The sequence below is a fragment of the Paenibacillus spiritus genome, assembly GCF_008710135.1.
GTDB classification, from domain to species: Bacteria; Bacillota; Bacilli; order Paenibacillales; family Paenibacillaceae; genus Paenibacillus_AQ; species Paenibacillus_AQ glufosinatiresistens.
This window is the reverse complement of record NZ_VYKK01000003.1, coordinates 66,472-78,452: the sequence shown is the minus strand read 5'-3', so window position 1 is coordinate 78,452 and position 11,981 is coordinate 66,472. Positions and strand designations below refer to the sequence as shown.

General features: G+C 55.6%; 6 protein-coding genes. All 6 read right to left on the bottom strand.

Annotated features, from left to right (window positions below; all coding sequences use genetic code 11):
• On the bottom strand, positions 1-3,915 hold a 3,915-nt coding region (locus tag F4V43_RS01440; RefSeq protein ID WP_150456462.1), incomplete at its 3' end, for an RHS repeat protein.
• Between the two features lie 80 nt (positions 3,916-3,995).
• A complete protein-coding gene (locus F4V43_RS01435) occupies positions 3,996-7,853 on the bottom strand; it encodes a DNRLRE domain-containing protein (protein ID WP_150456461.1) in 3,858 nt (1,285 codons plus the stop codon).
• 349 nt (positions 7,854-8,202) lie between these two features.
• Positions 8,203-8,841: an MOSC domain-containing protein gene (locus F4V43_RS01430; RefSeq protein ID WP_150456460.1), complete on the bottom strand. Its 639-nt coding sequence runs from the start codon at positions 8,839-8,841 to the stop codon at positions 8,203-8,205.
• Positions 8,838-9,389, bottom strand: coding sequence for a GNAT family N-acetyltransferase (locus F4V43_RS01425; protein ID WP_223879739.1), 552 nt, complete (start codon positions 9,387-9,389; stop codon positions 8,838-8,840). Before F4V43_RS01425 ends, F4V43_RS01430 begins: the two co-directional genes overlap by 4 nt.
• 84 nt (positions 9,390-9,473) lie before the next feature.
• Complete coding sequence (locus tag F4V43_RS01420) at positions 9,474-10,727, bottom strand: MFS transporter (protein ID WP_150456459.1); 1,254 nt, start codon at positions 10,725-10,727, stop codon at positions 9,474-9,476.
• 374 nt (positions 10,728-11,101) lie between these two features.
• Positions 11,102-11,929 carry a formate/nitrite transporter family protein gene (locus tag F4V43_RS01415; protein ID WP_150456458.1) on the bottom strand — a complete coding sequence of 276 codons (828 nt, stop codon included), beginning with the start codon at positions 11,927-11,929 and terminating at the stop codon, positions 11,102-11,104.
• Between the last annotated feature and the right edge of the window lie 52 nt (positions 11,930-11,981).

Sequence of the window (11,981 nt, the reverse complement as noted above, 5' to 3'; positions counted from 1 at the left end):
ATTACCCCAAATGTCGTAGTCATAGGTACTCAACAAGGTTTGGTCCTGTTTGTACAGGCTTACAACATCGCCATGTCCATTCAGCAAATAGTATCCCTGTGCGCCCGACTGATTGGTCATGCTGATAAGCTGCGATCCCCGGATGTATCGAGTCTGGAAGCTTACGCTATTGCCGGAGACTGATCCTTCAGCGATGATATTCTGCCCGTCATAGTAGAATCGAGTGGTCTTCCCACCGCTAGTTCTTTCTCGCATCAATCCATCGCCGTCATATTTGTAGCTGGTGGCGATACCGTTGCGAGTTACGGACTTCAATTGATTGGCTTTATCATAAGTGAAGTTAACGGAGTCCGTACTAATAGACGTAGCTGTAGAAAGTTGAACGAGACGATTTCCTTTTTTGTCATAACTATACTGTTCATTACCCTCCGTGCTGGAAATTATGCGATCAAGCTCATCGTAAGCAAAAGTTTCTGTCTTGCCATTGCTGGTGCGCTGTGTAATATTCCCATTCCCATCGTAGGAATATTTGTATTCATTTATCACCGAAGAACCCTTAAGATGCTGGACCTTCGTTAATCGTCCAAATCCATCCTCATAGAAATACTGCGTCACTAATCCATTTCCATACGTAATCTTATCAAGCACACTGCCAGAGTATACGTAAGTGGCCTGCGTACTTTCCACCGCGGAAGCATTGGCTTTGAAGCTCACTTTAGTCAAACGGTTATCATCATCATACGCATACAGAGTAATTGCCCCAAAGGGATCGGTCATCTTCGTCCGATTCCCGGCATTATCGTATTCGTACTGAATCGTTTTGCCGTCTGGGTAAGTAACCCCGCGCAGTGTCAAATCCCGGTTGTATTGATACTGGGTGGTACCCGTCTCATCGGTCATCGACTTGCGCAGACCGTTCTTGTAGTAGGTGAACGTGGCGGTCACTGCACTGCCGACAGAGCCGTAGTCCCAGCCGGTCAGCTGGTTGCGCTCGTCGTACGTGTGCCGGGCCGGGTTGCCGAGCCGGTCGGTGCCATCCGTTAGGTTGCCGTTGTCGTCGTAGTTGTATGTCTCAATCCCGCTTGTCGCATCCGCCTTGGATACGCGCTGACCAAGCTCATTATAATCATAAGAGGCGAGGATCTGTCCATCGACAGATTTGTTCGTGATTTTTCTGAGTTTGTTATAGCCATAGGTAGCAGTCTGATTGATTCCGTTTATGTTTTGTTGAACTTCTGTTACTAATCCCAGTCCATTTCCTTTATAAGTTGCAGTGTTGTTGCGACCGTCTATGGTTTGAACTTGAAAAGGATCTCCTCCTACTTCATAGGCGATTGATCTTTGCAATACCTCACTCTTGGTTGGATCGCTGTTTAATTGTTTGATATTAGTCATACGTCCTAATTCATCGCTTGTAATTTCAGTAGTTGCAGTGGTAGATGACGTAATAGGACGTGTTGTAGTTGAACTGTGGAGCACGTCATTATAGGAATGCCCCAGAACTTGTCCAAGAGAAGTGGTCTCTTGCTTGACTCTTCCTAAATTATCGTACTCGTAAGTAATCGTATGATTGTTGCCGTCCTTAACGCCAATCACTTCCCCCAGCCCGTTATACGTAAACGTCTGCTTGGTCACCGGGGTGTGCGACGCGGTCGTGCTGTCCATCACGGTATTGGCCGACGGAGCCTTCACCTCTCGGATGCGTCCGAGACCATCATAGAGGCTGACGGTCTTGTTGCCTTCCTCATCGACCCCCTGCACGGTATACGTCTGGTTCGCCGTGTCGTAGGTGTAGCTGAACGTCCGTTCCGGCTTGGCCGATTCGCCGCTCACCATCGACGATTTAATCTTTGTGACCCGGCCGGTCAGGTCATATTCCGTTTCGTATTTGCGGCTGGAAGCCGCACTCGTGCCGGCCTTGACGGCATTGGGATCCAGATAGCCCTTTTCCCAGCCGGTGCCGGAGGTGAACTCATACTTCTCCTCAATAGTGCGCGTCGTTCCGTTCTTGGTCACATTCTGCTTCACGCTGACCGGGAACAGGCTGTTGCTGTCATAGGTATAGGTGGTCAGTTGGCTGCGGTTGTTCTCCAACAGCCGCTTGGTCGTCAGTACGTTGCCGTAGGCATCGTAAGTGAATTCCGTGGTATCCGTCTGCTCGGCGGTATCCGTCGGCTTGTTCTTGTACTTCTGTTCCACCTTGCTGACTTCCGGTTTGGTCGGGGAGACGGTCTGAATAATTTTCTCCGTAACCGGGCTGCTGCCGGCGGAACCGTAAGCCGTCGTCTTGGACACCGGGATGCCCCGGAAGGTGCTGTGATAGGCATAGGTGGTCTTGTAGTTCTTGGGGTCGGTCTCGGTCAGCACATTGCCGTAGGGGTCATAGGTGTATTGGTACTCGGTGTAGGAAGAACCCTGACTGCCGTCGATACTGTAAAAAGTATCCCGCACCGCTGTAGGCAGCTCCACCTGCGCATCATAGCTGTACGTTGTGGTCTGCTTATATTCGCCCTGCTTCTCTGCCGTATAAGAGGTCAGTAAATACTTGCTGCTATAGGTCTTGCTCTCTACGAGCCGATCCTGGGAAGGCGAAGCCGTATCCGGATCGGTGAATGTCCGCATGCTGTTGGTCACGCTGAAACTCGCGGTCCGGTTATCCGGGTCCGTCTCACCGGAGACCCCGTAGCCGGAGAAGTTTTTGGCATCATAGCTATACTTGGTATATCCGGTTCTCTGGGCCGTACCGGCCGGCCCTTTCAGGCTGTCATACCGCTCGGACAACCGGTAATACTCCAGATATCCGGCTGCGCCGAGGAACTTTTTCTGCGGAGTATTCTCGTAGCTATAGTTGCTGGATGCGCCGGTCGGATAAGTCACCTTGTTCAATAGCGCATACACGATGGAGCCGTTCGCTTTTGTCGTATCGGCCGTTTCGTAATCGAAAGCCGCCGTCTTCGGACTGTACGTATACGAGGTCGTCAGCTTCTTGCTGTTGGCGCTGTTTGCACTGTCGATAGAAGTGTAGGTGTCTACAGAGGACAGCACCATTTCATTCGTCTGCCCCGCAAGGGCCGTCTTGTTGTAGACCAGCTTGCCGCTCCTCGTTCCGTCAATGGGGTACGTAACCGTTACTGTGTTGGCATCCGGATAGTCAAAAGCAATAACCCGGCCGCCGGTACTGGTGATCGAGGCAATGAGCGGAACACTGGTTCCGCCGAAGACCGGTTTGGTAACATAAGCTACTGCGACTTCGTTGCCATAGGCGTCCCGGGTACCGATCCAGCGTCCGCTGTCATCAAAATAGACGGAGGTCTGGTCCAGGTCGGTCAGCTTGTAGGCAGCCGTCATTCCTCCGATCGTCCCGGAGGCAGCGGAGAAGGTCTTGTCCTGGAGCGGGTAGCCCTCAATGGTACGGGCAGAGCCCGTTCCCGCGATGCGGTAGACATTGCCGTCCGTCATATGCAGGAACGGCTCCGTCCCTCTGAATTCCACAGAGGGGAAGGCGAAAGACCAGCCCGCCCCCAGGTTGTAACGCTTCTCGTTCCAGGTGTACTTGTCCCAGGATGAATCGTTACTGTAATAATAAGGCGCTGAAGTATTCGAGGTAATGGCCCTCGGATTGCTCAAATTACTGTCGCGCGTGCTGTAAACTCGGGTAAGCGATACATCCAGGCCGTTACGTCCCGGGAAAACCAGATCCGTTGCCGTCAAGGTCATCGTCCCGGTCAGATTCGATACCTCCTCCCCCCCGGCAATGCCGTTATTTGGCGTATTGACCGCGATATCGTAGATGGCCTTAGTCGTCGCCAGATTGTTCAGCGCCACCGAATTGTCGGCAGAATCGGCATAGACGCTGCTTCGCTCTGCGGGAATCCCCTGCGTAAGCAGGGTGACCGATAACAGAGCAGCCAGCACTCGTGCAGAACCCCTTTTACCAAAACTACGTTTCTTCAAACTGCTTCCCCTCGCTTCTCATCGAATATAGTCGGAATCTCTCAATTTGGTGTAATGTTCAAGCTGGCCTTATCGAAGTAGACGCTGCCCTGACCGCCTGTGCCCGTTCCTTTGATGCCGGTCATGATCTTGATCGAGACCGCCCCGTCGGGAGCATTGCCGCCCAGTACGAGACTGCCGTAGTTTCCAGCCAGATTGCCGGTCTGTTCAATCCAGCCCAGACTGCCCCCATTCTCGTCAAAGAACTGAAGGGCCAGTACGGCAGCAGCGTTCGACAACCCGTCCGCCCGGTAAGCGACGCTTGCCGTATAAGGCTCGCCCGCACCGATTCCGTGAGTCTGATGAGCGAAGGAATAAGCTCCCGCTCCCTGGTTCTGAGTTGTAACCCGAATTGCCCGTGTTCCTTCAAACGCTTCGGTAACGGAGCTGAAGCTTGCCGTTGCCCCCGTGGCTGTGTAGGTAGACCAGGCATACGGTGCACCGTCGTCCGTTACCTCGAAGCCCGGATTCCACACTTGGTTGCTGTCCTCGTATTCCAGCTTGATCTGATCGGCGAACACCGTTCCGGCTGCCCCTGAACCGGTCGAATTAATCTTGACGTAGACCTTGGCAAATACGGTCCCCTCCGGAATCCAACCTTTCTTGAGCAGCGTCTCATAGCCTGACGATACCCCTGAAGAGGTCTGCTCATAGCTGCCGAGCACCGTCAGATCTCCTGCCAGAAATTCAACGGATAGGGCGGCCACTGCCTGATTCAGGCTTTGCTTGTTGATCTTGCCGCTTAGCCGGAACGGTTGTCCCGCATTAACCCCGATCGTCTGGTAGACAAAATCGCTCTTCCAAGCGGCAAGGCCGCTTACGGTCAGTTTCATGGCTTTTGTTCCCCGGTCAACCGGCTGATCGACAGGGGTATACGTTCCCGTACTGCCGGGCTCCGTATACGTTCTCCAGCCATAGTTCGGATCGGTCGGATTATCCGCGCCCGGAGTCGTCTCTGTGACCTCAAAACCGCCGTTAATCAGCAGATTGCTGCCGTTCGTATCCGGCTGCTCGTCAAGCTCGCGTCTTGTCAGATTTCCGGCCGCGTCATACGTGAACTTGATGCCGTCGCCGCTCTGCATCAGGATATATTTCAGCCGGGAGGCGGCATCATACGCATACTGGGTGAACTGGCGTTCGACCGTATCCAGAATGACGCTGTGCTCCACTTCATATACCCCGGGTTCCGACCCGGACGGATGGCTCGTCGCCAGCTCGATCCGGTTAAAGCTGTCTCCCCGCTTCATTACCGCGTAAGCCGTTCCGCTTGAAGCCATCAGCGTCTTCGGCAGGGTGAGGGACGTGCTGGCCCGGAGCCACTTAAAGGTGATGAAGTCGCCTCCGGATTTGGACAATCCGGTAAAATACAGATTCCCCTGCGCATCATAGCTCCCCGAGCCATACAGCGCCTGTTTGCCCTCGCTTACGCCGGTGACAAGCAGATTCTGTACTTTGCCCGCTTCCGTGAACGTATACGCCAATAAATTCTGTTGATCCGAGGTGCCCCGCAGCGCCCCAAAGACCACGGACCGGCTTCCGTCATAGACACTCAGGAACCAATCGCGATCCGACAGGGTATAACGGCTCTCATCCACTGCCTGTTCGCTTCCCCAGCTCCAGCTTCCTGCGCTGTACGCCGCCTGTTTGTAGCGAATGCCCAATCCGCCGCCGGCATTGCCCGAGTTCCAGGCAACGAACAGCGCGGGCTGTCCGTCCTTTACAGCCTTGCCTCGTTCGCTGGAAGTCGGCGTGTGCTGAAAGTCAATGGAGGGCCAGGTTGGGGCTCCCACAGAGCCGCTGTCCAGTACGGTTGCAGCGCCCGGTGCACCGGCGATGCCAGAAGCGGAGATATCCATCCGGTTATACAGGGTGCTGTTGGCGGACGCATTGTTCTTGGAAGTCACAATGTGCACATTCCAGCCCCCGCCGGCGAGAGCCCGGTGGACGACCAGATCCGGATAATTCACCGAGGGATCGGTCGAGACCGTCACCGGTGTCCCGAATGTCCAGCGGTGAGAGGTTGGGTTATAGTTAGCCCGGACATACCTGACAGAGCCATCGGATGCCTTATAGGCCACATGTCCATAATCATCCTGATCGATATAGAAGGATGCATTAGCGGCTGACAATTCGGAGCTTCCGGCCTTGAACCAGACGCTGTCATCCGGGCTTTTGCCGACAATCTTGAGATTCTTGCCGTCCCGGACCAGCAGCCATTCGTAACCGTCCGATGTATAATCAATCTTCTTCTGGTTGAAGCTTCCCAGAGCATCGGCATTGGCCGTCGTACTGCTCCAAGTCTGATCGGGAAGAACGTACTTCAATGTCAGAGAAGGATAGTCGCTCTGGGCGGTTGTATTGGAAGACACGTACTTCTTGACATTCGGGGCGGCCGCATTGTCGGCATGAAGCTCAATCCCGTAGTTCGGATATAAGCCGTTCAGCCACTCTTCCGCCAGATCTTTAATCGCAAAGATCTGCTGCCCCTCGCCGTAGACCGGCGCACTGGCATAAGGATGCCCATCGGCATCAGGTGCATAGGCCGGCTGGGTATTCCAGGTCACTGCGTTCTCATCCCACGCGCTTGTAATCCGTTGCAATTCTACATTGGTGTAGGCATTATATTGATATTCTGCCGTCTGATTCAGGGTCAGATAGGCCTCCAGAACTTGATACTCGCCTGCCGGAATCTGGCTGAGATCAAATTTCAGCAAGGTGCGGAACTGGTTGCCGTTCGTATCCTTACCGGTATATAGCCTAGGCTCGGAGCCATAATTGCGGTCCGGTTCATGGGCGTTTACCGTGGTATCCATCATGTTGTTGTTAACCCCGGTTAAGCGAATGGTCGGGTCAATGCGAACCGGATAGGCCAGGCCGCTAAGATCAGGGCGGAGATCCAGATAGGTTTTTCCGCCTTCCGTACGTATGGTCTGGGATACTTCCCGATAGACGCCCTTGGCATCGATCAGCCAAGCGGGATCAATTTGCAGATTCCCCCATTTCAAGTCTTTCCCCAGTCCAGAGGTTACTTCATAGGTGAAGGAGGAAGGCGCGCTTGCGGATTCGAGCACAATGGTTTCTTTGAGCCCGCTCGGAATCAGCTGCAGGTCCACATAGGTTGCCGACCAGGCAGACGCATAGCGAATATAAGCACCCCCATTTTCATCCTTCTGGCGGACAGCATGGCTTGGATTGGCTCCTACGGGCACAAAGCTCAACCTGCTTTCTCCCTTGCCGATCTCATAGCCTTGCTTGAACTGCTTGCCAATCCGGATGTCGAACGGCACCTGAAGAGCGCGGAAGGCGTCTTTCGTCAGCTTCTGAAGATTGGGAGCCGTCCGCAGCTTGCCGCTGCCGTCCTTTAAGACGGGAGCTGGCACTTCAGGAAGCGCATCTTTGGACCACGGCACCTCCTGGGTCGCCGTCAATTCATTCTCGTCGGCGATCGACAGTGAAATGTCCTGCCAGTTGCCCTCTTGGTCCTGATAATGCAGAGGCTCGCTGCTTACAACCGTTTCATAGGTGTCTTTGCCAAGGAGGTAGGTCTTGGTGTTGAGGGTGCGCTTGTCTTTGAGCTCAAGCGATGAAGAGGGTTTATCAGGCGTTGGAGCTTTAAGATATACGGAGGAAGTAACGGATGATTTGGAATCGGCGTTCTGACTGTTTCTAAGCAAGGCATCCGGCTTGGAAGCAAGAGCTTCCGAAGTCGGCGGCAGTGAAGGCAGCGGCTCATCAAGAGACGATCCGGAAATATACCCGGCCCGGCCTCCATATCCGGCCCCCCATACCGGAGTCGTTAAAACGAACGCCAGAACGAGCAAAATCAGTAAGGTTGAATAGGCCTTTTTCTTGCGATGCATGCTGTGTATTCCCCCCAATTTAGAATAAATGCCAAAAAACCCGCCAAACGCTAGGTTTATACACAGATATATCTAATTCAAAACAATTTCGACAAAACTTCTGTTTTCATGTTAAAACGCCTATAAAATGAAATAAAAAAGCCTCCTATCGTTCGTATAAGCGAACGATAGGAGGCGAAGTTCAACCGTTTATCTATTCCGTTCTCCGGAGAATCCAAGAATTGAATCTTAAGATCGGGTCAAATCTATCTAAAGAGAGATTTACGGTATAGAAAGGTCGAGTTCCGCGTGGGTCTTTGGAACAGGAACGGATAACAGGCAAGAGTCCGGGCACTCAGGAAAAGCCCTCTCACGCCCGCCCCATCCACTCGCGAAAATCCCGGCGGATGCCTTCGGACAGCGCCGTCAAGGCGGCCAGCTCTTCCAGACCGGACGGATCGCGCCGGCCGACTTCCATCGCCCGGAGCACGCGGCGGACGGTGACGCCGCCCTCCCCCCGGGCGACCTTGACGATTGCCGAGTTCGCGGCAATCTCGCCTTCGCGCAGCACGCGGAAGTAGAAGCCGCTGTACCCGGTCTCGAGCACCCGGGCCGGGAACTCGGCAGGCCCGTGCTTCAGCGACAGCTTGAAGCACGGATAGCGCGGCTGGCTGACCTGAAGCAGCGCGGTGCCGACTTCGTACAGGTCGCCGATGCACACCTCGGTCTCCAGCAGACCCTCGGTCGTCACGTTCTCGCCGAACGCCGCGCTGCCCGGCGGCCGGCCGAGCCATGACGCCCAGTAGGCATAATGCTCCGAAGGATAGGCGCAGACCGCCTTGTCGGGTCCCCCGTGGTGGACAAGGTCGCCCTGACCGTCGCCCGTGATGCCATGAAACGCCACCCGCAGCGGCCCTTCCACCGGCTGCTTGTAGATTCCGGTCTCCACCGGCTTGCCCCGGTACTCCACCGGCGCCGGCTGGCCGACGCTAAGCTGGATCACTCTCATTGCTGTCCCGCCTTCCTCTCTTGGTTCGGTCCGCTCTCCAGACGGTAAGCCAGGAACACTTCGTCCACATAGCGTCCCTTCAGATAAAACTCCTCGCGGAGGCGGCCCTCTTCCTCAAAGCCGCATTTGGCATAGAACCGCAGAGCCGGCTCATTGCTCGACAATACCCGCAGGCGAAGCTTGCGAATCCGCCGCTCGGCGGCAAGCTCCTTCATCGCGTCCATCAGAGCGGTCCCGAAGCCGCGGTTCCGCAGCTCCGGATGGACGGCGATATGGATTTCGTAGACATGCCGGTTGCTGGCCGTTCCGCTGGGACAGCCGAAGCCGAGATATCCGCAGATTCTTCCCCGGTCCACGGCGACAAGCTGCGAACCCGGAGGCGCATGGAAGCGAAAATCCTCCGGCGACTGCCATACCAGCGGCGCAGGAGCGGTCGAATCGTTCCAGACGGCATGGTCAATGCCGATCAGCTCCCGGGCATCGCGGAATTCGGACAGCCGGATGCCGGCGGTTAGCGGTTCAGGCAATCCTGGATGTTGACGCATCATGAGTATTCTCTACCTGCCTCTCTTTATGCTGCTTCTACCAAAATCCCCCGGGGAAGCAGCCGGGCCCCCCCTTGGCATTCATCCTTATCCGGACGTCCGTTCCGATCCGGCCGCCACCCTGCGGCTCCCCCGTTGCTCCCGATTAACCCAGGCATGGAGAGCAAAGAATCCGACCGACAGCACCGCTATCCCGCAGGCCAGCCACGCTGTCGGCGCGAGTCCGCCTTCATCGTACAGACTGCCCATGAACAGCGGTCCAAGCACCCGGCCGACCGCCCCAATCCCGCCGCTGAGCCCGAGATAGAACGGCGCGCCCTGGTCGGCGCGTTCCGAGATAAAGGCCGGCATCGCGGGGGAGATCAGCATCTCGCCAAGCGTCGCCAGCACCATGGCCAGCAGCAGTCCCGGATAGGTCGGAATCGTCAGGATGACGACATAGCCGGACAGATAGAAGACGGCGCTGGCCGTCATCTGCGCAGTCGAAGTCGAAGCGCAGAGACGCTTGATCAGGCTGACCAGCGGCTGGGCAACGAAGATCAATACGCCGTTGAGCGTCCACAGCAGACCGTAAGCCCGCTTCGGCCAGCCCTCCGATATAATGAAGGGAGAGACGCCCGTGTTCCAGATCGAGTTGCCGACCAGAAGGAACAAGGAACCGAGCGACATGTACAGATAGAGCCGGGTGTTGCCCATCAGCGTCCAGGTCGAGGCGGTACGCGGCTTCGTCTGCGGACGCGGTTCATCCGCCGGTGCCTCCGGCTCCGCCGAACCCGGACCGATCCGCCGCAGGTAGAAGAAGAAGAACGCGGCGAAGGCAGCCGTGGTCACCCCGTTCAGCGCAAAGCTCGCCAGATAGGACACATCGGCGAGGAAGCCGCTGAGCGCCGTTCCGATGGCCACGCCGATATTGTTGGCGACATAGATCGTATTGAACAGCTCCGCCCGGCGGCGCGGAAAGCGAAAGCCGATAAAGGCTTGAATCGCCGGCATCGACAGCCCGTTGAACAAGCCGAACAGCCCCATCGCGCCGACCATGAGCGCCCAATGGCCGCTGACCGCCGGAATGGAGAACAGCGACAGGGCGGTCAACGACAGGGCGCCGACGATCAGCCGGTTCACGCCAAGCTTATGATACAGCGAACCGCCGAGAAGCTGGCCGAAGATTCCGCCAAGCGATTGAATCAGAATAATGAACCCGGCGTCCTTCATGCTCCGGCCGAGTTCGTCGAAGACATACATGCTGACCAGCGGCCACATCAGCGAGCTGCCGACGGCGCTGATCAGGCTGGCGAGCAGAAACAGCTTGATCTCTTTAGGATAGTCATTCAGAAACTTCATTTGGCTGGTGTCCCCTATTGGTTGGTCTGTCATTATCAATCTATCCAGTATTGCTTGATCGGAAGAAGAGGGCAAGCCTTTACATTGACGCTGTGAAGCAGTACATCCCTTTCATTGTATAATCGCCCGGCTTATGAAGCAAAGACTTCTAAATTTGCTGTGAACCTCATGTTTCAACCAAGACTTGCCAGGGTAATAGGGAATGAAGCAAACCCTTTCATAGTCGCCGTAACCCTACCGGTTTCGTTCCCCCGAGCCGGCTGGGTTCGGCGATTTTTTTGCGGGTTTATCTTCTTCCGGTATGCCAAAAAGCTCTATCCCGAATCCCGGGATAGAGCCGTATATCCATTTCGCCTCTCCTTGAATCCGAGGGATTAGGCGTGCTTCTTGACGCTCGCGGGCGCCGAGCCTTCTACCGGCTGCAGCGTTGCGCCGTCCTTGCGCAGATAGGCGTTCCAGTAGGCCGCCGCCACGAAGATGGCCCCGCCTGTCAGGTTGCCGAGCCACACCGGCGCGAAGTTGCCGAAGTATTCGCCCCAGGAATAATGGCCCTCGAAGATGGCCGCCGGAATCAGGAACATGTTGGCAACAACGTGCTGGAATCCGATGGCGACGAACGCCATGGTCGGGAACCAGATGCCGAGGATTTTGCCGCTGAAGTTATCGGCGCCGTAAGAGAGCCAGACCGCCAGCGCTACCAGCCAGTTACAGCCGATGCCGGACACAAATGCCTGAAGGAACGTGGCGTCCAGCTTATGGCCCGCCATATCGACGACTTTGTCCAGATAGACGCCATCCGAGGTCAGGCCGACGACATGGCCGAAGAAATAAGCGACGAACAGTGCGCCGGCCAGATTGGCCAGCGTAATCAGCACGAGATTCTTGACGACTTCCAAGAGGGAGATCTTGCGGGACATCCAGGCCAGCGGCACGGCCATCATATTGCCGGTCAGCAGCTCGCCGCCTGCGAGCAGAACCAGGATCAGACCGACCGGGAAGACAGAGGCTCCGATGAAATTCGCAATCGAGCCCCATTCCTTCGGTGCGCCTGCAATGACCCGGATATCGAGCAGGAAGCCCAGCGCAATGAACGCGCCGCCGAGAAAGCCGAGAATCAGGACGGTCAGGAGCGGATTATGCGCCTTCTTGATGCCGTTCTCAACCGTCACTTCCGCAATTTGCTGCGGTTTGTTGTAAGCCATCGTACTATCCCCTTCTATAATTACTTAAAATTTTTCCTTTTATGCCTTCTGC